Consider the following 20,702-nt stretch of genomic DNA (forward strand, 5'->3'; position numbering starts at 1 on the left):
CTATTATAATACGAACATCTGTTCGATGTCAAGCTGAAAATAAAACGGGGTTTAAACCCGCATGCCGGTCAGCCTGCCCGATACAGCATCCAGCGTTTGCCGTAAAGTGGTTATATGGCTTTTAGATTTCTCTTTATAAGGTCCTGGATTTAAAGCGCAAACAGGAATCTGTCCCCCGGGCAGCGGGTGGCTGCGCCCTTGACTTCTCTATGAAGCACTACGCCGCTTTTGGGAATCTGGTATACATCCATAAGATGGTAAAGGAGCTTTTTCAATGATAAAATCTGGGCGGCCGTGGGTTCAGGGTGGCCCTTTTTGCCGTCCGGGTTGTCGGCGGAGTCAAAATTCCCTGTAAGGGCCACGCCCAGAGCCCTGAAATTCATGCCCCCGGCGCGGCAGTGGGCCCCCGGGGCAAAATCCGGCCTCCCCTTTTCCACCGTGCCGTCGGCCCGGATGAGGTAATGGTAGCCGATGCTCACCACCACCCCTCTATCGGTGCGCCTGAATCCCCGCTCGATATATTCGTCCACCAGGGATGCAGGCGACGTTATCTCCACTCCGAACCCCCTTCGGGCGTGATGGCCGTCTACGGCGAGCAGAGGCGCATCGGGGCCTGCGGTGTGGTGCAGCACGATGTACCTTGGATACAATCTCTCCATAATCTCACCCTTTCTTTTCATATCTTCACTGTTTTTATTCCCTCTATGACCTTTGCCAGCTCGTGGATGCTGCTGGTAAGGCTTTCTATTTTGGCCTCCACCCGCACCAGCAGGTATATGGAGACCACTATGGGGAATCCCACGTTGGCCACCTGAGCCAGAAGGTCTTCCATGTTCACCCCTCCTTTTAAAATACGTGCTCCAAAAGCAGCTTCCGGTGCCGCCCGCTCACGGAAAAGCCGCTTCCGGACGCAAACGCATCAATGTTTTACAGCCGGGCGCTGCCCGGGCACCCGGCTGAGAGAGCATTTACTGCACCTGGGAAATCAATTCCACCACGTCCCTTATTACAATCCTGGCGCTGAGGGCCTTCACCATATCCCCGCCGGTGGTATTGAATATGTTTTTGGCCAGCACCGTATCCATGACGGCTTGAACCTCCTGAGGGGTCAGATCCTCCCTCGGGTCTGCCACAGAGATCCGGGCGTTTTTCCCGGCGGCGTTCTGAAATATCATCTCAAGGCTTCTGTCCATCTGCATTCACCTCCTTCTTTTGGTATTGCCCGCCGGACCTCGGGACGCCAGGCCCGGGAAAGCCCGGCATCCCTTACCGCTGGCCGCCTCACAAATTTACGGCGCATCCTAAGCCTGGAAGGCGGCCGTTACACGGTCTTGCGTCCGCGGGTTAAATCTGCTCGGTAAGTTCGGTCTCCATTACCCGGCGGATGGCGCTTACCGGGTGAATCTGGAGGCCCGCCAGGGCTTTTGCCACATCCATCAGGTCTTGGTCCGCGGCGGAAGGTTTCACCCTGGCGTAAGACCTGGTCCTGTAGACGGGCTTGTTGTTTTCATCCACCCCCGTCTGCACTATGATCTGGAGCGACGAATCCACAGGTGTGACGATAACCGCCATGACTTTTCACCTCCTTCTTTTTTCGCCGGCCCCTTCGGGCCCGCAGCTCAGGGCCGTATACCGGAATTTGGCCTGCCGCCGTCTCCCACCTCCCGCGAGCCCGCCTGCCATATTTTCCGGGGCCGTCCCGAATTACACCTTCATTATATCCGCCCCTCCCCAAAAACAAAAAAGCCGGGCCGCCTCCTCCCGGCACCCCGGACGAGGCCCGACCGCTCCGGCCCGGCCGAAAAACGCACCGGCCGGAGCTTCACCCTGCAAAAATAAAACCCGCCCGGCCCGCACCGCATAAAAAAATCCGGCCCACCCGGCCCGGGTCCATAAAGACGTCGCACCAGCATCATGATGAATATTTAAATTTAAATATTTATATTTTCCTTGATAATTTATAGCTGTAACCATAAAATAAAAATGGCAGGCCGAAGAAAAGGAATTGTAGGAGCACAAACCTGCCGGAGAATACAATTCACGCATAAACCGCATGTATAATACATGCATAAATAAGGATGATGACATTGAAGATAAAAGTTAAGCCCGAAGACTTTATAGTAAAAGAGCAGGTAGACCTGGAATACAAGGCGGGCGGCAGATACCGCATCTACCTTTTGAAAAAAAGGCACTGGAACACCATGGACGCCCTGCTCGCCATCGCAAGGCAAAATCATGTGCCCGTGGCGAAGATAGGCTGCGGCGGCCGGAAGGACAGGCACGCCCTGACCTATCAGTATATCTCGGTGCCCCGGGAATACGAGCTTTCCTTCGACATGCCCAATGTGGAGCTTTCTTTCACGGGCTTTGCGGATGATTACATATCGCCCGCCATCCTGAGGGGAAACTACTTCGAGATCACCCTGAGGAAAATAAGCCCGCATGAAAAAGACGGTATCTTACGGCGCCTGGATGAAGTAAACCGCTCCGGCTTTCCCAACTACTTCGACGACCAGCGCTTCGGCAGCGTGCAAAATCCCGAAGAATTTCTGGCCGAGAGGATAATAAAAAAGCACTACAGGGGAGCCCTGAAACTGTATTTCACCACGGCACACCCCGAGGACAAAAGGGAAGAAAAGGAGAGGAAAAAGAAGATAGAAGAACTCTGGGGAAACTGGGAGGAAATCCTTCCGCTTTGCCGCAAAGCGTCGGAAAGAGAGATAGCCAAAATCCTCTCCGGGGGCGAAAGCAAACAGAAACTGGTACTGGCCGTAAACGCCATCCCAAAAGAAGAGCTTTCCATGTACTTCTCCGCCTACCAGAGCTACCTGTGGAACAAAGCCCTGGAAAAACTTCTGAAGAACAACATCGACGGCCTTGTAGAAGTGAAGGGGAAGATAATGAACTACTACTTTTACCGGACTCTCGGCGAACAGGAACTCCGGACATTCAGGGATATGCAGATCCCAACCGTATCATACAAAATTCCCCGCACCGCCCCGGAGGTGGACGCGGCCGTAGAGCAAGTCCTGGCGGACCGCGGCGTGAAGCCCTCGGACTTCAACCTCAAGAAAATCCGCAAATCCTTCTTCAAATCCTTCCTGCGCCCTGCGGTAGTCTTCCCCGAGAACCTCTACGCAGGCCCCTTTGAAGACGATGACATATACCCGGGCCATCTCAAATTCAAACTAAAATTCACCCTTCCTCCCGGCTCCTTCGCCACCATGCTGATAAAGTCCGTCGGAATTGCCCTTTTTGACCCGGTATGATACCATTAAAGACAGAAAACACCGAAGGTGGGAGTGATCCTATGAAAATCCCTTACGGCATCTCCAACTTCAAAAGCCTGCGGGAGGAAGGATATCTCTATGTAGACAAAACTTCTTGCGCATTTTCCCACCCGAGCATATATTAAAGATTACTTGACAGTAAGATAAAAAAGTATTACTCTTTAACCAGAGGTGATATCATGAAAACCGTAAAGATGTCCATTACAATGCCGGAAGACCTGGTAGTCCAGATAAAAAATCTTACGGATAATGTCAGCGCATTTATCACCGAAGGCATGCGCCAATATGTAGCCAGAGAGAATCTGCGCCGCGCGCTGGAGGCAGGAGCCGGTGCATGGAGGGAAGAAAACCATCCCGAGCTTTCCAACTTGCAGGAGATAGATGATTTTGTACGGAAAATCCGATCTGAATGGAGAAAACACCATGAGTGAAAGACATCTTATATTGGATACCGGGGTGCTTATTTCCCATCTGAGAAATATACCCGGAGTAAAACAGCTTTTATTAAGATTGGCCCAGCGTTTTATCCTCTCCATATCGGCGGTGACGGTAGTTGAAATATGGCAGGGAGCAAAGCCGGATGAAGTTGAAAGCACAAAAAAATTTTTGCAGGGATTTAAACTCATCTCATTAAATGGAGAGCTTGCAGAAAAAAGCGGCAAACTCCTCGCAGAATTAAAATATAAGGGATTCACCATAGATTTTGCTGATGCCGTCATAGCATCCACGGCCCGGCAGTTAGAATCGCCGGTTTTGACAACCAACAGCAAACATTTTTTAGCAATACCGGAGTTAGAAGTTTGGAAACTAACAGAATTAATCGCGAAAAACCAATAATAATTTCCCTGACCTTGTAATTGACCTGGCTCCGGTTTTCGCTTCTATATAGAATAGTCTTTTTCTCCACAGTTTGGTATCAGAAAATATTAAAGTTTAATAAATACGAAAAAGCAATCAGGAGGTAATGTTATGTTACACTGATAGTAGGTGGAATTATAAATGGTTCACCTATTATTTTCTCAGATAAAAAGCTAGTAATTAGAGAAATATAGGGGCCGCATGGAGCAACTAGTTCATTTATATTATTTTTTATTTCCGTTTCATCTATAGGTTCTTTAAATTTATATCTAATATCCATATTAAAATTAATTATAAAAAGCAATTGCGGTTCAAATTTTAATTCATGGGATACATTGATTATTACTTCAGTATCATTTATATTTTCTATAACATAATTAGTAGTTGGTTTAATTTCAAGTTTAATTTCTTCTTTTAATCTAGGTTTTTTATCATTTATTTTTTGTACATTTAATGATTGCAAATTAATAATGCGTCCTTTAATTTTAGAAAATATTGAAGGAATTTGCTTCTCCATTTATATCACCACCTTGCAGGATTAAATTGAGGTTCAAAAAGAAGATTTTTCTTTTTATCCATTGACCATACATAATGTTGTATATGAGTAAAAATTAAATTGTCAGATTTATCTAAAGTAAACTCTGAGCTTGCAGAAACTTCTTTTCTCCCAGCTTCTTTAGATAAAGCATATAAAATTAGCTGATTTAGACTAATTCCTTCTTCTTGAGCTATTTCAGCTAATTCTTTATGAAGCCTTTTGGGAATTCTAATAGTTAATTTACCACTATATTCATCTTCATCCTTATAGTAAGAAGGTTCAGGTATAGGTTTACCTTCTGCTTTTGCAGCTTCGATCCAGGAATCTATAGCTTGTTTTGCATTCTGAATAGCTTCCTCAAGAGTATCACCATCAGTCATGCAACCAGGAAGATCTGGAACTTCAATAAAATATCCACCTCCATCTTCTTCTGACAAAAGACTAATCTTTAAACCATATTTTTTTTCTTCATTCATCTTTATCATCCTTATCCATAAAATTGGGATTGACTTGTTCAAAATATTTTATACACTTTTTAACATAAATTGGCTTCAAAGGTTTATGACGGCCGCGAGTATCTACTATAATTATAGTATCCTCAAGATCAGGATGTGAGTAAACAATGTGGTCACCTTTACCTGCTCTTAAATTAAATCCCCCTACTTTGGTCATTAATTTGTTTAAATCATCAAACATTACATTGTGTGGGTTGTGTTTAATTTTTATATAAAGTTTTTCATAGTGGCCCATAAAATACCTCATTAATCAACTTAATATGATACTATATATGATACCACATTATCATAAAAAGTCAATGCCTTAAAAAATCTTTAAAATTTAATGATAATTATATTTGTGCAAGTATTTTCCATGTATTTCGTTCGTTGTTTTTATATGTTCTTGACAAAATATGCGGGTTTTCGCTTCGATATAGCTGAAAATTGCGCCGGCGCCAGGCTTCAGAGAACAATAAAAGGCCCCGAAAATGGCCTATAAATGTTAAAATGTTTATCGAACGTAAACACTTTCCTAATTCCGTGTTTTTCACAAAGGGCAAAAGAGATGACATCTACGAAGCTAAAGCCCGAATCGCCATATTTTTCTTTTATCTTCAACCCCTCATTCACATCATTTAAATCCATGGGCAACAGTTCAAAAAGGCCGTCGCTGGTCGACCTTAAAAATTCATCGGCGCAAAAAGAATTCAGCCGGCTGTTCAACAAAAACCATGTCTCCACCATTACAGGTATAGAGGTACACAATAACTCTTTTCCAACAATCTTTTTGTAAATTTTTAACGCCCGGGAATGATTCGCGTCGTTTTTATCCACCAACGCATAAAATGCACCGGTATCGATAAAAATCACTTGAAAACCTCCTTCAATACCTCATCCACATTTTCGGAGGTTCTTCCATTTACTTCTCCGCTTCCTATTCCCACAAAACGGAAATAATTTTTGTTTTTATTTTTTTCCCGGATCAGGTTGTCTACGGCTTCCCTGATCAATTCAGCCATTTTTCTGTTTGATTGTTTGGCTATTTGTTTCAATGCGAAAAATTGTTCTTCATTTAAATAAACCATGGTCTTGCGCATTTGCTCACCCCCGCAATAGAAATATAATATATGTTATATGTCAACTATATTATATCAATAAATCAAAATTTAAACAATAGAAACAGCGATTGCGCATCACCCGAAAAATCTCTTCTGTGGCACATCGACGCCCTCATGCAAGAAAACAAAAAGCGCAGCAAAAAAATCCCTCTGCCGGAGCAGGCCTGCTGATAAAATAAAACACAGGTTATATTTTCCTAAAAAATTTATTTCAAAAGGAGGAAAATGATTTATAATGTCGAATAACTAAACACTGTTCCTGTTATTACCTGTTGTTAACTAAGATTAAATGGCAGAGGGTATGAGGCTTGAATAGAAAATGGTTTGTTATTTTCACACAAAGCGGTAAAGAAAAAAGGGTAAAAGAAGTCCTCGAACACTGTTTTCCATCGCATGAAGTAAAGCCTCTTGTACCCGCCAGGAAGCTTAAAGAGAGAAAAGGCGGTATAGAAAGAACGGTCATAAGGACACTCTTTCCGGGCTATGTATTTATCAAAGCCCACATGAAATCCGAGACCTACCGCAGGATAAAGCAGATACCCAGCATAGTGGACCTGCTGAAAGCCGACTGTGAACCAGCCGAAGTTCCCGATGAAGAAATGCGCCCCATCCTCCGCCTCACCAGGGATTGTGAGATTATAGAATTTTCTAGAGGCATAAAGGTGGGGACCAAAGTAAAGATCATCGACGGCCCTTTAAAAGACCTCCGGGGCTACATCATCGATGTGGACCGGAGGAAAGGCAGAGCGAAGGTGGCCCTGGAACTGCTGGGCCAGGGCAAAAAAGTGGAACTGGGATTGATTGTGCTTGAACGGTATGACTCTATAGTTAACTCATGAGGCTGTTTCGGCGCCCTTGAGTTGGAAAATATGCCTTACCTCCCGGGAGCTGTTTTGGACAGGCCCGTGGGGGTAATCTATGCCTTTTTTTAAAGCGGAATTCTACTGAAAACTGCCCCATACTGTGTGCAAATTCATAACAATAAAATTTTTTCCAGCAGGGAGGAAATTTCACCCCCGGTGTAGAAATATGAATAAAGTCAATGTAATTCGAGACATTTTGATAAAAAAAGGGCGCCTGGCCCTTGCCGCTTATATGCGCCCAAAATTCGCCGGGGAGGAACGTCATGGAAGAAGAAATAAGCTTGCGAGAGCTCATCGAAGTGCTGCTTCGAGGGAAATGGATTATAGCCGCCGTTACAATAACCGCTATGCTGGTGAGCGGCATATTCAGCTTTTTCATAATACCTCCAACATATGAAGCCAGGACGACGCTCATGGTCTCGCCTCTGGTGCCGAAGACCCCGCCGCCGGGCCAGGAAAGCGCGTATGACACCCTTTTAAGCTATTTGTCTCAATATCCCCAGATGACGCTGGAGACCTACCGGGTGCAGGTGACCAACCCGCACATATTGAATCAGGTAATAAAAGACCTCAACCTTGACCCCGAAAAATACAACCTGAGTTCCCTCAAAGAGGCCATAGACGTTGAGGCCGTCAAGGACACCAACCTTATACGCATCACCGTCAAAGACAAAGACCCCGGCATGGCCGCAAAGATAGCCAATACCCTGGCTCCGAAGTTTGTGGACTTTCTCTCCAACGTCATAAAAGAGCAGATGGGCAAGTCCGCCTCCTTCCTGAAAGCCCAGATGCAGGAGGAGCAGAAAAACCTGGAGGCCGCCACAGAAGAGCTTAAAAAGTTCATGGCGAGGCCCCAGAGCATAAACGAACTGCAGCAGGACATCGAGGCAAAGCTCAAGCTCATCACCGACTTTAAGACCCAGCTTGTGGAGCTTGATGTGGAAGAAAAAGCCACCAGGGCTTCACTGGAGAGCGCGAGAGCACGCCTGGCGAAAGAACCACGGGTCCTCGACCTGCAGAAGTCCGTCATGGACGACCCCGTCATGGCGGGTCTTGTCTCCGAGAAGGCCGGAGGAAAAGTGTCCGGCGCGGCAGGCCTCACCATGAAGAGCCAGGAGATAAATGAGAGCTACACGGAAATAAACAATAAAGTGGCGGAACTGGAAGTAATCCTGGCGGACATCATGTCCCGCAAGGCCGCCATCAGTGAAAATATAAGAAAGACCCAGGCTGAACTGGAAAACCTCCAGGCCCTCCTTGCCGAAAGGCAGACGGAGTATAACCGCCTGCAGCAGCAGTACACCATAGCCCAGGATACGTACAACACCTTCCTGGAGAAATACCAGGAGGCCCGCATCACCACATCCAGCAAGATAGGTGACGCCAACATCATGGTGGTGTCTCCGGCCATAGTGCCCGAAAAACCCGTCGCCCCGAAGAAGGCCCTTAATGTGGCCGTAGCCATGGTCCTGGGCCTCATGGTAGGCGTGTTTGTGGTGTTCTTCATGGACTACTGGCAGAAGTCCGGGCAGATTGAAAGCGCGGGCGCGGCGAAACCAGCCGGTCTGTAAAGATTCCGGAGGAGCGGTATAATGGGACGAAAGCAGAAGCTGAAAGAACAGAAAAAAACGGAGACTGCCGTCACCGCCGGGGAAGCGAGACTGCTAAGAGATAACAGGCAGGCAGGCGACAGGCGGGACTTACGGCGGCAGGGAACCATGTATTACATAATATACGCGGGACTTATCATACTCCTGCTTTACCCCCCTTACTTCAGGGGCATGTTTTTCGACAGGGAATTCCTGCCCACCCATATATACACCGGCGTGTTATTTCTGGCATGGATATTGTATAAAAGCTTTATACTTAAGGAAAATAAATTATTCAGATCTCCCATCGACTATGCGGCATTGGCCCTTGCGGGGGCCTATTTCATATCCATCTTTGCGGCAGTCAACATCCGCTTTGCGGTGGGAGAACTGTTGAAATATATAAATTACTTCATGGCCTTTTATCTTGTATCCGACATCGCCCGCACCAGAGAAGATGCCGGGATAATCCTCTGGGCCATGGTCCTTTCCGCCTTCGGAGTGGCTTTCATCGGCATAGGGGCTGCAGCTGGCACCTTTACATACAACGGGGCCTTCGTGGGCGGCAGGATAAACTCCACCATCCAGTACCCGAATACATTGGCGGCATACCTCACCGCCGCTTTCATGATATCCACATCCCTGTGGGCCACTGCCGGACGGCGCTGGCAGAGGGGAATAGCTTCCTTAATAAACTACACCCTTTTTCTCTGCTTCCTGTTCACCCTTTCCAGGGCCGCCTGGCTCATGTTCCCGGTGTTCTTTCTGATCCTCATTATCGGAATGCCGGGCGAACACCGCATGAAAGCCCTGGGATATTCGTTGGAAACTTTTACAGCCGCAATAGTCGCCTCCCCAGGCTTCGGTTCGGCCGTATCCGCCGCGCAGGAAGGCCGGGCATGGATGTGGTATGCGGCGGGGGCGGCACTGGCCCTCATACTGTTTTATGCGGCAGAAAAGATGAGCGAGCGGTTTGTCGTCCACATTAGACCGAAGGCGGTCATTGCAGCTCTTATCGTATTCGCCGCCCTTGCGGGAGCAGGCGGCTATATAGCCTTTACCACGGAAGCGCCGCTGACCCTTTCCCATGCGAAGGATGAGCCCGAAAGCTGGAAGACCGCATGGTATCCGGTGGAGGATGTGAAGCCCGATACGGAGTACACACTGAAAGTAACCATATCTTCCACACCCGGGGAAAAACAAGAACAGTGGGGCGCGGCGGTATTTATAAACAGCGAGGATGAGAACAAAAATCAAACCCGGATATTAAATGAATACATAAAAGAAGGATTGAACGGAGAAGAAAAAGAAATCACTTTTACCACCAGGCCCGATACAAAGAGCCTGTACATCGGGTTCAGCAACTTTTATCCCGGCACCGCCGCTGCATTCAGCAATGCGGAATTGTATGAGGCGGGGAATCCGTCTTCATCACGGCGCCTGATCCTTGCCTATAAATACATCCCCCAGGCGGTCAGCCGCAGGATATCCAGCATAAGCGCCGGTGATAGAAGCGTCGTTGAAAGAATGGCTTTTTACAAAGATGCTTTAAAGATAATCAAAGACCACCCTGTCTTTGGGACCGGCGGCGGCGGGTGGAAGTCTGTGTACTTCGCCTATCAATCTTACCGATACTTTACCACGGAAGTCCACAGCTTCTTCCTGCAGCTGTGGGTGGAGACCGGCACGGTGGGCCTTCTTGCCCTCATAGCCCTGTGGCTGGCCGTATTTGCGGCTGCATATAGAGTGATGAAATCCGACCTGGACTCCGGAATCAGGGCACTCACATGGGGCGCACTGTCGGGAGCCGTTGCCCTGGGCGGCCACAGCACTGTGGACTTCAACCTTTCCCTGGGAGCCGTCGCACTATATATCTGGAGCCTTTTTGGGATTATAAATTCAATTTCCTTAAATTCATTTGCGAATTCACCTGCGCAGAGCGAAGAAAGCTCATCCGGAAAGAAAAGGCGTTTGAAAGATTCAGCCCCGGTGTTCAACCTGTGGCCGGCCGCCGTTGTTTCCTGCATATTTATCATCGGCTCTTTCTTCCTGTATCAGGGCTACACTTACGGCCAGCAGGCGGTAGCCTATATACAGCAGCGGGACATCATGAAAGCCCGGGACGCCTTTGCAAAAGCGGCAAAGTACGACCCTCTGACCGCTTCTTTCAGGGCGGACCTTGCCCAGCTGGAAGAGATAATGGGAAGGCAGATGAACAACGCGTCATTTATAGAAAAAGCCGAACAGGACAGGCAGACGGCCGTAAATCTGGACCCGTACAACCCAAAACTTCGGGCACAGCTTGCGGCCTCTTACCTGCAAAAGGGTAAACTCCCCGAAGGCCTTGCCGCCCTTGAAAAAGTGACGGAACTCAACCCCTATAACATAAACGCATGGGAAGACCTGGCCGACGCTTACGAAAAAGTTGCGGAAGTATATATAAGGCAGGGCAAAAAAGACGAGGCGTTAGGCATCATAAAAAAGTCTCAGGGCATATTCGATAAGATATCCGCACTGAACTTGAAGTCCCCTCAAAACGCCCCGGAAAAACTGGAAGTTACAAATAAGCTCATGCTTTATGTGTATAAGGCAAAACTGCTGGCGGAAAACATAGATGATAAAAACTATTACAGAAAACTGAGAAATCTGGTTTTCGCCTCCGACTTCAGCATAGATGCGGACCACAATGGGATTCCCGACCTTTGGAGGATTTCAAATTCCGAAAAAGGGCTGTTAAATATAGATATCACCGGGGGCTTCTCAAAGATGACAAACGACGGTGAAGGGCCTTCGTATTTATTTACTAAGGAAGATATTTCACTCGAGCCCCAAAACCTGTATACCATTAACCTTATTGCAGGCGGCAGTATCCCTAAGGAAAAAATAATACTCAACGTCTTTTCGCGGGAAGGTAAAAGCCTTCAATATCAATTAAAAGAAATTAATTTATCGCAGGAACCTTCAAAAATAACGGGAACATTCCTTACCACAAAGGACATAACCGCGGGCAAACAATGGATGAGACTGGACATACAAGGTTCTCCCGGGAATTATATAAATATTAAAGCCATTGAAATATGGATGGAATAAATGACAGCTATGCCTCCATTTAAAACAAAAGATGAAAATGATATAATGTAAGTGTTGGAACATAAATAATAAAGCAAAGGAGGCTGATAGCATGTTTGAGACAATACAGGAGATTAATATCAAATATAATGGAGAATGGGTCTTTATGATAAATTGCAAAACCGATGACAATGCCAATTTAATTGGGGGTGAAGTCGTCATCCATAGTAAGAGCCGGGATGAAGTAATAAGAGGCATGTTGAAATACAAAGATGAACCCTCCATGACTTCAATAAGATATGCTGGAAAAATTCCGGAAGAGGTTAGTATTTTATTATGAGTGAGATCAATTTTGATAGCAACGCTAACTTAATAATGGTCAATATATTTTTATGGAATAAAAGATTAAAAAAATTCGAAAATATGCTCATAACCCTTGATACGGGAGCAACCATGAGTGTAATATCCAAAGATATACTATATAATCTAGGATATGATTTTGATGATAAGAAAAAAGCAAGAGTTATAACAGCAAGTAATGTAGAATATGTCAACATAGTAAATCTTGATAGGGTTATGATTGGCAATCATATATTAGAAAATGTGCAAGTATATGCACATACTTTCCCTGAATCAAGCTATACTTTGGGCGTTCTGGGTTTAAATATCTTAAGAAATTTCGATATAGAAATATTGTTTAGCAGAAATAAGCTAGTCTTAAGGAAAATAGAGAATAAAGTTGACTAGATATGCATTATACTAAAAGAATTATCGGGAGCGACTAAAGTGAAAATATCTTTTTTAGACTTAAAAGCCCAGTATGAAACCATAAAAAATGAAATAGACTCCGCCGTATCGGAAGTGATACAGAGCGGCTGCTTCATCATGGGCCCCAACGTAAAACAATTTGAAGAGGAGATGGCCTCCTATCTCGACGTAAAGCACGCCATATCTGTGGCCAACGGCACCGACGCCCTGGTGCTCACGCTCAAAGCCCTGGGTATCGGTCCCGGCGATGAAGTTATAACAACGCCATACACCTTTTTTGCCTCGGCAGAATGCATCTCAAGGGTGGGGGCGAAACCTGTCTTTGCCGACATAGATCCTGACACCTTCAACATCGACCCGGAAGATATAGAAAGGAAAATCACAAAAAACACCAGAGCCCTCATCCCCGTGCACATCTTTGGCCGCCCGGCGCCCATGGACGAAATCATGGCTATTGCTCGAAAATATAATCTTTACGTCATAGAAGACGCCTGCCAGGCTATCGGCGCGGAATATAAAGGCAGAAAATCCGGTTCCATAGGTCATGCAGGGTGTTTTTCCTTTTTCCCTACCAAAAACCTGGGAGGTTACGGCGACGGCGGCATGATTGTCACAAACAATGATGAACTGGCGCAAAAGATAAGTCTCCTTAGGGTGCACGGAAGTACAAAAAAATACATACATTCTCTGGTAGGGTACAACAGCCGGCTGGATGAACTCCAGGCGGCGGTGCTGAGAGTTAAATTAAAATACATAGACCGGTGGAACGATGCCCGGAGAAAAAAGGCAAAACTTTACGCCGAACTTTTAAGAGACACCCCCGTTAAAACTCCCGGCGAGGAAAAAGACGGCCGCCACGTATATCACCTTTTCACCATCCGGGCCCCGAAAAGGGACGAGCTTTCCGCCTATTTAAAAGAAAAAGGCATCCCTACGGGCATCTATTACCCCCTGCCGCTGCACCTGCAGGAAGTCTACAGAGGCCTGGGGTATAGAGAAGGGGATTTGCCCGCAGCCGAAACCTTATGCAAAGAAAACATTTCCCTCCCCCTTTACCCGGAGCTTCCCGAAGAGCACATGGAACATATAGCTTTACAAATCCGCAAATTTTATGAAAGCAGGTACTGACATGGTTGAAAAAACCGCAGAACTGAATCCCACGGCTCGCGAGCTTTTGAATAAAATAAAGGCCAAAACGGCAAAAATAGGCGTCATCGGGCTGGGATACGTCGGCCTGCCCCTGGCCGTGGAAAAGGCCAAGGCCGGGTACAGAGTGACCGGCTTCGACGTACAGGAAAAAAAGGTTTCCATGGTGAACCGGGGCATAAACTACATAGGCGACGTGCTGGACGGAGATTTAAAGGATGTGGTGGAATCCGGCCACCTGAGAGCCTCTTCAGACTACGGCGAAATAGGCGGGCTCGATGCAGTGGCCGTATGCGTCCCTACCCCCATAGATAAATACAAACAGCCCGACCTGCGCTATGTGGAAAACTCCACCCGGGAAATAGCAAAAAGGCTCCACAGAGGGATGCTGGTGGTACTGGAAAGCACCACCTATCCCGGCACCACGGAGGAAGTGCTCAAACCCATCCTGGAGTCCACTGGCCTTGTGTGCGGCGAAGACTTTTTCCTGGCCTATTCCCCCGAAAGGGTGGACCCCGGCAACAAAGTGTATAAGACTAAAAACACCCCCAAGGTGGTGGGCGGAGTTACCGCCGCCTGCACCAAAGTGGCTGCAGAGCTTTACCGAAACGTGCTTCAGGGCGAAGTGTTCGAGGTATCCAGCCCCAAAGTGGCGGAAATGGAAAAAATATATGAAAACGTCTTCCGCCATGTGAACATAGCCCTGGCCAACGAGACGGCCATCCTGTGCCGCAGGATGGGCATTGACGTATGGGAAGTCATCGAAGCCGCCAGCACCAAACCCTACGGCTTCATGCCCTTCTATCCCGGCCCCGGCATCGGCGGCCACTGCATCCCCGTAGACCCCTACTACCTGGTGTGGAAGGCCCGGGAATACGATTACCACACGAGATTCATTGAACTTGCCGGGGAGATAAACGACTACATGCCATCATACACCGTGGAAAGGGCCGTGGAAATACTGAACTCCTCCGGCAGGCCCCTGAAAGGCGCGAAAATCCTCATCCTGGGCGTGACCTACAAAAAAGACATAGACGACATGAGGGAGACCCCTGTCCTCAAGATAATCGGACTCCTGGAAAAAAATGGCGCACGGGTTTCCTACAGCGACCCCTATGTGCCCGAATTTGCACACAATGGGAAAAATTATAAATCCAAAAGAATAACCCCCGAAACCCTCCAGAGCTTTGATTTAGTTATAATAACCACCGACCACGGAAAATTCGATTACAACCTTATATATAAATACTCCCCTTTAATCCTCGACACACGCAACGCCCTGAAAAATATACGGGACCCAAAAATATTCAGGCTGTAGGTGAACAACATGGAAAAACTCAAAATAGGCATCATAGGATGCGGCAGCATCATACCCAAACACCTCAGGGCCGTCGTCGAAAACTCCGATAAAATGGAACTTCTGGCGGTGTGCGACACCGTCCCCGGGAAGATGGACGCGGCGGTGGATGAATACATAAAATTAAGCGGCGCCAGTGGGTATCATATCCGGAAATACACGGACTATACAAAACTGCTGGAAGATCCGGATATCCAGGTGGTGACCGTTGCCACCGTAAGCGGCATAAGGCCGAAGATAGCCCTTGACGCCCTGGATGCCGGAAAGCACGTGATCCTGGAAAAGCCCATGGCCCTTTCCGTAAAAGAGGCCGATGAGATAATAAAAAAATCCGAAGAAAAAAATCTGAAAGTGGCGGTATGCCACCAGCTGAGATTCATGCCCCATATAATGAAGCTCAGAGAAGCCGTGGCCTCCGGCGCCTTCAGGAAGCTGGTCCACGCCTCGGCCGCCATGCGGTGGAATCGCAATGATGCATACTACTCCTCATCCCCCTGGAGGGGGACGTGGGAGTACGACGGCGGGGCCTTCATGAACCAGGCCATCCACGTGATAGACCTCATGCTGTGGCTCATGGGACCGGCCGCAAGAGTTTACGCCGAAACCGGAACCTTCCTGAAAAAAATAGAAGCGGAAGATGCGGGAGCTGCGGTATTGAGATTTAAAAACGGCGCTGTCGGTACCATCGAAGCCAGCGTCTGCGTATACCCCGAAAACCTGGAAGAAACCCTCGGCATATTTGGAGAAAAGGGGACGGTTTTGATTGGCGGAAAGGCTCTCAACAAAGTGGAGGTCTGGAACATCGAGGGAGAGGCGCCCTTTGAAGTGCCCGAGATACCGCCAAACCTTCACACCCTGCTGTACAGGGACATGGCGGATGCCGTCACAAACGACCGACAGCCCCTGATAAACGCCCGGGAAGGCAAAAATGCGGTGGAACTCATCCTTTCGATATACAAATCTTCCCTCACAAAAAAGCCTGTCGATTTGCCTCCCGGCGATTTTTCGACGAAAGATATGATAGGGGGAACAAAGTAAGCGTATGAACTATATATCCGAAAAAGCAAAAATAGGCCCCGGTGTGAAAATAGGAAGATTTACGGTCATAGAAGACGATGCCGTCATCGGCAAAGGGACTGTGATAGGCAACAATGTCACCATATATAAAGGCAGCCTCATAGGTGAAAACGTCCGCATAGACGACAATGCCGTCATTGGGAAGCAGCCCATGCGGGCAGCCAACAGCATTTTTAAGGATAAAAGCGAAAAGCCCCCTTGCAGGATAGGCAATGAATGCATCATAGGCACATCGGCCGTGATTTACGCCGGATGCACTATAGGCGAAAAATGCCTCATCGCCGACCTTGCCACGGTGAGGGAAGATGTGACCGTGGGCGACATGACCATAATAGGCCGGGGAGCCGCCGTAGAAAACCACTGCAAGATAGGTTCCCGCTGCAAGATAGAAACCGATGCTTACATCACGGCCTATTCCGAACTGGAAGACGATGTCTTCATCGCCCCCTGTGTGGCCACATCCAACGACAACTCCGCCGGAAAAGACCCCGACCGGTTCAAAAAAATGAAAGGCATCACCGCCAAAAAAGGCGCAAGAATTGGAGTCAACGCCACCATATTGCCCGGGAAAACCATCCAAGAGGATGGCTTCGTGGGAGCGGGAAGCGTGGTAACAAAAGATGTAGAAAAAGGGCAGGTAGTGGTGGGGAATCCGGGGAGATTCATTAAATAAATTAATGAGATTTATTAAGAAGTTTTATATTATCTTTTATTTTTGTGAGTTATTTTTATTATGAAAGCGGTGATACTTTGGAGGTATTGATAGTTAGTCCTATTTCTAAAGATGGTGGTGGCGGAGTTGCAAGCCATGTAATAAGTCATCAAAAATCACTTTTAAAAAAGGGAATTAACTCAAAGTTAGTTGTAATTGAACCGAGTTATGGTACTTTTTATTTTTATTTATGGGCTGGAGCTCGTAAAGTTATTAATAAAATTTGGCAACCAAATGGGTTTAGATTTATAGATGCGATGAGAAAAATTATATTAAGAAATATTTTAAGAAATATAGATCCATTACCCAATATTATTCATTGTCATTTAATCTATGCAGATATTTTAAAAGACATATTAAAAGAGCAAAATTTAAATATTCCAGTAGTTCTAACAGTTCATGGATATATAGCGGATGAAGCTGTATCTAAAGGTACAATTAAACGTAATTCTAAAGGTTATAAATATTTGTTAAATCAAGAATCAAGATTATATTCAATGGCTGATAAAATAATTTGTGTAGATACAAGAATTGCGCAACACGTATCTAAACTATGTAAGGATAAAGAGCCTTTTATCTTACGCAATGTAGTTGATACAGAAGTCTTTAAACCTATGAAAAAATCGGAGAATAAAGACAAAATAAATGTTTTATGCCCAAGGATGTTAAACCCTAAAAATGGTGTAATTATAGCAATCAAAGCTATAGAAATTTATATACAAAAAAAACCAGATACCTCTATTCAATTACTAATTGCAGGTGATGGAAAACAAAGAAAAGAATTAGAAACTTATGTTAGAGAAAACAATCTATCAAATGTAGTTAAATTTTTGGGATTAATACATCATTCACAAATGCCAAAATTAATATCTTCTTCAGATATTGTTATTATACCTTCCATACCACACGAAGGAGTCGAAGAAGCGACTTCTATAGCAGCACTTGAATCAATGTCATGTGGGGTTCCTGTTGTTGCATCTAATATAGGAGGTTTAAAAGAAATTATAACAGATGGTATCGATGGATATTTGGTTCCTCCTAATGAACCTCGATTGTTTGCGAGTGCTATAGAACAAGCCATTTTGAATAAAAAAACTATTTCTATTCAGTCTAGGAAAAGTATAGAAAAAAAATATTCATTAGAAGTTATGGGAGAAAATTTAATTAAAATTTACAATGAACTTTTAAATTTAAATTAGATTTAAAGAGGAGCACATATGGAAATATTAATAATTTCAGGAACACCTGGAACTTCTGAAGGTTCAGTAGAAAAATTTTATGAAAGTCTCACTAAGAAACTTATAACTAAAGGACAACAAGTTACATTTATTTTTACAAGTGAAGGTCCGACCGCTGCGAAAATTAAACAATTAGGAGCTAACATAAATATAGTTGAGATGAAAAAGAAAATTGATATGAAAGCAATAATTAAGATACTAAAACTATTGTGGGTTATACATCCACATATAATTCATATTCATTTTGATAAAGCAGTCTATAATTCACTGCTCGCATTATTATTTTATGGTGCTACATTTAGAGATATTTCAATATTTGTGCACCATCATTCTAAACCATTAAAAATTGGTAGTCATTATAAAAATTTCATCAAATTTTTACCTAGAAGGTTATTGTATAAATTAATAAAGGTGACTTCAGTTTTTGTTTCTGAAGAACAAGCAAAAATATTAATAAAAAATCATTTAATTTATAATAACCAACCAATAAAAATAATAAATAATGGGGTTGATATTAATGTATTTTCACCAATAAATAGTCAAAAAGAAAAAATGGAATTAAGACGTAAGTTATTATTACCTTTAGATTGTATAATAACTATTTACGTTGCGGGGTTTCGAAAAGAAAAAAATCATAAGTATCTAATTTCGGCCTTTAATATTGCTAAAAATAATTGTGATAGAAAAATATTACCAATTCTTTTATTAGTAGGGTATGGCCCTGAAGAAGATAATATTTTAAAATTGATATCAACTTATAATTTAGAATCAAATGTAATTATTACAGGAAAGCGTAATGATGTAAATCTATTTCTTAAAAGCTCAGATATTGCAGTTTCAACATCATTAACAGAAGGTTTTGGTTTAGGGATTCTAGAAGCCATGGCTACAGGTCTTCCTATAATATCTTTAGAAAGTGGTTTTACACAAAATTTTGTTGAGGATAATTTAAATGGGTTTGTAGTTAAGAAAGATAGTGAACCTGATAGTTTTGCAAAAAAATTAATATATTTGTGGGAAAATAAAGATCTGAGGATTAAAATGGGATCAATAAGTAGAGAAAAAAGTAAAAAATATTCATTAGATAATCAAATAAGTGAGGTTTTAAAACTATATGGATTATTTTCTTAATTACATATCAAACAAAAAATACTTTTATCTGCTAATTCTAAATATAGAAATATGTATTATCGTAATCTCACTGACTATCAGTAACTTTTTTCCAATTATAGCTATATTGTACATATTCTTTATGCTTGGAATATTATTAATTGGTATATTTATTGGCTTTTTGCCTGCAATAATTATTGCAATACTTTGGACACCTAGAACATTAGATAAATATGTAAATATTATTATATTAAATAAGGTATTTGACACAACTAGTCTTGGAATTCCTATTACAGAAGTTACAAAAGGAATATGGCTTGCAGATATTTTAATATTTTCATTTTTTATTTATTACTTAATAAAATCTTTTAAAATTCAGTTATGGTTTATAATTTATTTTGTTTTGTTATTACCTTCAATAATTATTAGCTTAATATCAGGTTACAAGACAATAGCAGGAATAATTGAATATTTTCGCCTTCCGTTAACCACATTCGTTATTTCAATGTCAATCAAGAATAATGAAAAAAAATGGGAACGTATATTTAATAGTTTAGTTATTAGTATATTGGGTCTTGAAATAATGGGTTTATTTAGATGGTTAATTGATAGCTCTGTTAAAAATAGACTTTTCACCGTTGGATTAGGAGTAAATACATTAGCTGTTACTGGAGTTATTAGCCTTCCATTAATTGAACTATTTATATTACGTAGTAAAAAAAGATATGGAAGTATTTCTTGGTTTCTAATTATAATTCCTGTATTTGTAATATTATTAACTGGTTCTCGACAAGGTTTTGCTGGACTGATATTATATTTGATTTATTTTAGTTATAGATATAAATATACTTTTCTTCGTAAAAGTTATTACTTTATATTTTTTATTTTTATATTAGGTTTTAAATTTTGTTTAAATTACTTAAATGTAATTGAACCCTTTAGAAGATTATTGCAAGCAGGTATTACAGATATAAATCGAATTGAATTAATCAAAGGGGCATTAAATATATGGATTATGATGCCTTTAACTGGTGTAGGAGTAGGAAATTTTGGTTATTATTGGCCAACAGTAAGTAATTTACCAAGAATTTATGATTATTATTGGCATTGTCATAATTTATTTCTTATGTTTTTATCAGAAAGTGGTATTTTAGGTTTGATTGGTTTTATTATTTTCTTAGTATATATAATATATATACCACTTTTTAATAAAAATCTTAAAGAAGAAAAACTATTAATAGCTTCTATCATTTTATTACTCATTATCGAAATGGTAGATTATGTTTTTTGGGATTATCGTATGACATTAATAATTGGTTGTATATTAGGTTTAATTGAAGGTTTAAAAAAGATAAATGCTAAATGTTAGGATTTAAAAAATATATAATTGAATTTCTAAATATATATATACGAGGCGTTTAAGAATGAAAAAAAGATTTAATTTATATTTGAAATGGTTAAAAATGCTTTTA

The 20,702-nt window shown here is 43.4% G+C and carries 25 protein-coding genes; 16 read left to right on the top strand and 9 right to left on the bottom strand.

Translation table 11 applies throughout. The features are described from left to right. Positions 1-149: 149 nt before the first annotated feature. The 4 genes from ACKX14_RS05655 to ACKX14_RS05670 all read right to left on the bottom strand — a co-directional run bounded on the left by ACKX14_RS05655 (position 150) and on the right by ACKX14_RS05670 (position 1,572). Positions 150-659 carry a peptidoglycan recognition protein family protein gene (locus ACKX14_RS05655; RefSeq protein WP_422445522.1) on the bottom strand — a complete coding sequence of 170 codons (510 nt, stop codon included), beginning with the start codon at positions 657-659 and terminating at the stop codon, positions 150-152. 17 nt (positions 660-676) lie between these two features. Beyond that, positions 677-832: a YvrJ family protein gene (locus ACKX14_RS05660; protein WP_422445524.1), complete on the bottom strand. Its 156-nt coding sequence runs from the start codon at positions 830-832 to the stop codon at positions 677-679. 136 nt (positions 833-968) lie between these two features. Then, positions 969-1,193 carry a DUF2922 domain-containing protein gene (locus ACKX14_RS05665; RefSeq protein ID WP_422445526.1) on the bottom strand — a complete coding sequence of 75 codons (225 nt, stop codon included), beginning with the start codon at positions 1,191-1,193 and terminating at the stop codon, positions 969-971. A 151-nt stretch (positions 1,194-1,344) separates the two neighbouring features. Then, positions 1,345-1,572: a DUF1659 domain-containing protein gene (locus tag ACKX14_RS05670; protein ID WP_422445528.1), complete on the bottom strand. Its 228-nt coding sequence runs from the start codon at positions 1,570-1,572 to the stop codon at positions 1,345-1,347. Between the two features lie 515 nt (positions 1,573-2,087). Between ACKX14_RS05670 and truD the strand changes: the two genes are divergently transcribed. Genes truD through ACKX14_RS05690 form a run of 4 tightly spaced genes read left to right on the top strand, consistent with a single transcriptional unit; the run spans position 2,088 to position 4,127 of the window. Further along, complete coding sequence (gene truD, locus ACKX14_RS05675; RefSeq protein ID WP_422445530.1) at positions 2,088-3,269, top strand: tRNA pseudouridine(13) synthase TruD; 1,182 nt, start codon at positions 2,088-2,090, stop codon at positions 3,267-3,269. A gap of 41 nt (positions 3,270-3,310) precedes the next feature. Then, on the top strand, positions 3,311-3,415 hold the full coding sequence (locus ACKX14_RS05680) for an AAA family ATPase (RefSeq protein WP_422445532.1): 105 nt from the start codon (positions 3,311-3,313) through the stop codon (positions 3,413-3,415). A 54-nt stretch (positions 3,416-3,469) separates the two neighbouring features. Then, complete coding sequence (locus tag ACKX14_RS05685; protein ID WP_422445534.1) at positions 3,470-3,721, top strand: type II toxin-antitoxin system CcdA family antitoxin; 252 nt, start codon at positions 3,470-3,472, stop codon at positions 3,719-3,721. Continuing rightward, positions 3,714-4,127: a PIN domain-containing protein gene (locus tag ACKX14_RS05690; RefSeq protein ID WP_422445536.1), complete on the top strand. Its 414-nt coding sequence runs from the start codon at positions 3,714-3,716 to the stop codon at positions 4,125-4,127. Before ACKX14_RS05685 ends, ACKX14_RS05690 begins: the two co-directional genes overlap by 8 nt. A gap of 130 nt (positions 4,128-4,257) precedes the next feature. On the opposite strand, the gene ACKX14_RS05695 is transcribed toward ACKX14_RS05690, so the two are convergent. From ACKX14_RS05695 to ACKX14_RS05715, 5 genes are all read right to left on the bottom strand, one after another. Continuing rightward, on the bottom strand, positions 4,258-4,665 hold the full coding sequence (locus ACKX14_RS05695) for a hypothetical protein (protein ID WP_422445538.1): 408 nt from the start codon (positions 4,663-4,665) through the stop codon (positions 4,258-4,260). Positions 4,666-4,670: 5 nt separating this feature from the next. Continuing rightward, positions 4,671-5,162, bottom strand: a complete 492-nt coding sequence (locus tag ACKX14_RS05700) for a type II toxin-antitoxin system HicB family antitoxin (protein WP_422445540.1) — start codon at positions 5,160-5,162, stop codon at positions 4,671-4,673. Further along, a complete protein-coding gene (locus tag ACKX14_RS05705) occupies positions 5,155-5,436 on the bottom strand; it encodes a hypothetical protein (protein WP_422445542.1) in 282 nt (93 codons plus the stop codon). Before ACKX14_RS05705 ends, ACKX14_RS05700 begins: the two co-directional genes overlap by 8 nt. A 209-nt stretch (positions 5,437-5,645) precedes the next feature. After that, positions 5,646-6,053, bottom strand: a complete 408-nt coding sequence (locus tag ACKX14_RS05710; RefSeq protein ID WP_422445544.1) for a type II toxin-antitoxin system VapC family toxin — start codon at positions 6,051-6,053, stop codon at positions 5,646-5,648. Next, a complete protein-coding gene (locus tag ACKX14_RS05715) occupies positions 6,050-6,280 on the bottom strand; it encodes a ribbon-helix-helix domain-containing protein (RefSeq protein WP_422445546.1) in 231 nt (76 codons plus the stop codon). Before ACKX14_RS05715 ends, ACKX14_RS05710 begins: the two co-directional genes overlap by 4 nt. Before the next feature lie 329 nt (positions 6,281-6,609). Between ACKX14_RS05715 and loaP the strand changes: the two genes are divergently transcribed. The 12 genes from loaP (at position 6,610) to ACKX14_RS05775 (ending at position 20,599) form a co-directional block, all read left to right on the top strand. After that, positions 6,610-7,140, top strand: a complete 531-nt coding sequence (loaP, locus tag ACKX14_RS05720; protein ID WP_422445548.1) for an antiterminator LoaP — start codon at positions 6,610-6,612, stop codon at positions 7,138-7,140. Between the two features lie 287 nt (positions 7,141-7,427). Beyond that, a complete protein-coding gene (locus tag ACKX14_RS05725) occupies positions 7,428-8,735 on the top strand; it encodes a GumC family protein (RefSeq protein WP_422445550.1) in 1,308 nt (435 codons plus the stop codon). Positions 8,736-8,756: 21 nt separating this feature from the next. Beyond that, the gene (locus ACKX14_RS05730; RefSeq protein WP_422445552.1) at positions 8,757-11,843 is read left to right on the top strand and encodes an O-antigen ligase family protein; all 3,087 of its coding nucleotides are present in this window, start codon (positions 8,757-8,759) and stop codon (positions 11,841-11,843) included. Between the two features lie 91 nt (positions 11,844-11,934). After that, entirely contained in the window at positions 11,935-12,162 is a 228-nt protein-coding gene (locus ACKX14_RS05735) for a hypothetical protein (RefSeq protein ID WP_422445554.1), read from the top strand. Beyond that, positions 12,159-12,569 carry a retropepsin-like aspartic protease family protein gene (locus tag ACKX14_RS05740; RefSeq protein WP_422445556.1) on the top strand — a complete coding sequence of 137 codons (411 nt, stop codon included), beginning with the start codon at positions 12,159-12,161 and terminating at the stop codon, positions 12,567-12,569. The genes ACKX14_RS05735 and ACKX14_RS05740 overlap by 4 nt, the downstream gene beginning before the upstream one ends. A gap of 39 nt (positions 12,570-12,608) precedes the next feature. Further along, a complete protein-coding gene (locus ACKX14_RS05745; protein WP_422445558.1) occupies positions 12,609-13,718 on the top strand; it encodes a DegT/DnrJ/EryC1/StrS family aminotransferase in 1,110 nt (369 codons plus the stop codon). Positions 13,719-13,740: 22 nt separating this feature from the next. Then, positions 13,741-15,054 (top strand): nucleotide sugar dehydrogenase, encoded by a 1,314-nt coding sequence (locus tag ACKX14_RS05750; protein WP_422445700.1) that lies wholly within the window; start codon positions 13,741-13,743, stop codon positions 15,052-15,054. A 9-nt stretch (positions 15,055-15,063) separates the two neighbouring features. Beyond that, the gene (locus tag ACKX14_RS05755) at positions 15,064-16,131 is read left to right on the top strand and encodes a Gfo/Idh/MocA family protein (RefSeq protein ID WP_422445560.1); all 1,068 of its coding nucleotides are present in this window, start codon (positions 15,064-15,066) and stop codon (positions 16,129-16,131) included. A 4-nt stretch (positions 16,132-16,135) separates the two neighbouring features. Next, on the top strand, positions 16,136-16,843 hold the full coding sequence (locus ACKX14_RS05760; protein ID WP_422445562.1) for an N-acetyltransferase: 708 nt from the start codon (positions 16,136-16,138) through the stop codon (positions 16,841-16,843). Positions 16,844-16,920: 77 nt separating this feature from the next. Then, complete coding sequence (locus ACKX14_RS05765; RefSeq protein ID WP_422445564.1) at positions 16,921-18,081, top strand: glycosyltransferase family 4 protein; 1,161 nt, start codon at positions 16,921-16,923, stop codon at positions 18,079-18,081. A gap of 18 nt (positions 18,082-18,099) precedes the next feature. Continuing rightward, complete coding sequence (locus ACKX14_RS05770) at positions 18,100-19,251, top strand: glycosyltransferase family 4 protein (RefSeq protein ID WP_422445566.1); 1,152 nt, start codon at positions 18,100-18,102, stop codon at positions 19,249-19,251. Beyond that, positions 19,235-20,599 (top strand): O-antigen ligase family protein, encoded by a 1,365-nt coding sequence (locus tag ACKX14_RS05775; protein ID WP_422445568.1) that lies wholly within the window; start codon positions 19,235-19,237, stop codon positions 20,597-20,599. Before ACKX14_RS05770 ends, ACKX14_RS05775 begins: the two co-directional genes overlap by 17 nt. The last annotated feature ends 103 nt before the right edge of the window (positions 20,600-20,702 follow it).

This window comes from Thermorhabdus hydrogeniformans, from assembly GCF_049310025.1.
Taxonomy (GTDB): Bacteria; Bacillota; Thermosediminibacteria; order Thermosediminibacterales; family Tepidanaerobacteraceae; genus JBJYKD01.

What these genes read in the sequence shown, in the direction of transcription:
- ACKX14_RS05655 (WP_422445522.1), bottom strand. Translation starts at nt 659, where the DNA reads ATGGAGAGATTGTATCCAAGGTACATCGTGCTGCACCACACCGCAGGC.
- ACKX14_RS05660 (WP_422445524.1), bottom strand. Translation starts at nt 832, where the DNA reads ATGGAAGACCTTCTGGCTCAGGTGGCCAACGTGGGATTCCCCATAGTG.
- ACKX14_RS05665 (WP_422445526.1), bottom strand. Translation starts at nt 1,193, where the DNA reads ATGGACAGAAGCCTTGAGATGATATTTCAGAACGCCGCCGGGAAAAAC.
- ACKX14_RS05670 (WP_422445528.1), bottom strand. Translation starts at nt 1,572, where the DNA reads ATGGCGGTTATCGTCACACCTGTGGATTCGTCGCTCCAGATCATAGTG.
- ACKX14_RS05680 (WP_422445532.1), top strand. Translation starts at nt 3,311, where the DNA reads ATGAAAATCCCTTACGGCATCTCCAACTTCAAAAGCCTGCGGGAGGAA.
- ACKX14_RS05685 (WP_422445534.1), top strand. Translation starts at nt 3,470, where the DNA reads ATGAAAACCGTAAAGATGTCCATTACAATGCCGGAAGACCTGGTAGTC.
- ACKX14_RS05690 (WP_422445536.1), top strand. Translation starts at nt 3,714, where the DNA reads ATGAGTGAAAGACATCTTATATTGGATACCGGGGTGCTTATTTCCCAT.
- ACKX14_RS05695 (WP_422445538.1), bottom strand. Translation starts at nt 4,665, where the DNA reads ATGGAGAAGCAAATTCCTTCAATATTTTCTAAAATTAAAGGACGCATT.
- ACKX14_RS05700 (WP_422445540.1), bottom strand. Translation starts at nt 5,162, where the DNA reads ATGAATGAAGAAAAAAAATATGGTTTAAAGATTAGTCTTTTGTCAGAA.
- ACKX14_RS05705 (WP_422445542.1), bottom strand. Translation starts at nt 5,436, where the DNA reads ATGGGCCACTATGAAAAACTTTATATAAAAATTAAACACAACCCACAC.
- ACKX14_RS05715 (WP_422445546.1), bottom strand. Translation starts at nt 6,280, where the DNA reads ATGCGCAAGACCATGGTTTATTTAAATGAAGAACAATTTTTCGCATTG.
- ACKX14_RS05725 (WP_422445550.1), top strand. Translation starts at nt 7,428, where the DNA reads ATGGAAGAAGAAATAAGCTTGCGAGAGCTCATCGAAGTGCTGCTTCGA.
- ACKX14_RS05730 (WP_422445552.1), top strand. Translation starts at nt 8,757, where the DNA reads ATGGGACGAAAGCAGAAGCTGAAAGAACAGAAAAAAACGGAGACTGCC.
- ACKX14_RS05735 (WP_422445554.1), top strand. Translation starts at nt 11,935, where the DNA reads ATGTTTGAGACAATACAGGAGATTAATATCAAATATAATGGAGAATGG.
- ACKX14_RS05740 (WP_422445556.1), top strand. Translation starts at nt 12,159, where the DNA reads ATGAGTGAGATCAATTTTGATAGCAACGCTAACTTAATAATGGTCAAT.
- ACKX14_RS05755 (WP_422445560.1), top strand. Translation starts at nt 15,064, where the DNA reads ATGGAAAAACTCAAAATAGGCATCATAGGATGCGGCAGCATCATACCC.
- ACKX14_RS05760 (WP_422445562.1), top strand. Translation starts at nt 16,136, where the DNA reads ATGAACTATATATCCGAAAAAGCAAAAATAGGCCCCGGTGTGAAAATA.
- ACKX14_RS05770 (WP_422445566.1), top strand. Translation starts at nt 18,100, where the DNA reads ATGGAAATATTAATAATTTCAGGAACACCTGGAACTTCTGAAGGTTCA.
- ACKX14_RS05775 (WP_422445568.1), top strand. Translation starts at nt 19,235, where the DNA reads ATGGATTATTTTCTTAATTACATATCAAACAAAAAATACTTTTATCTG.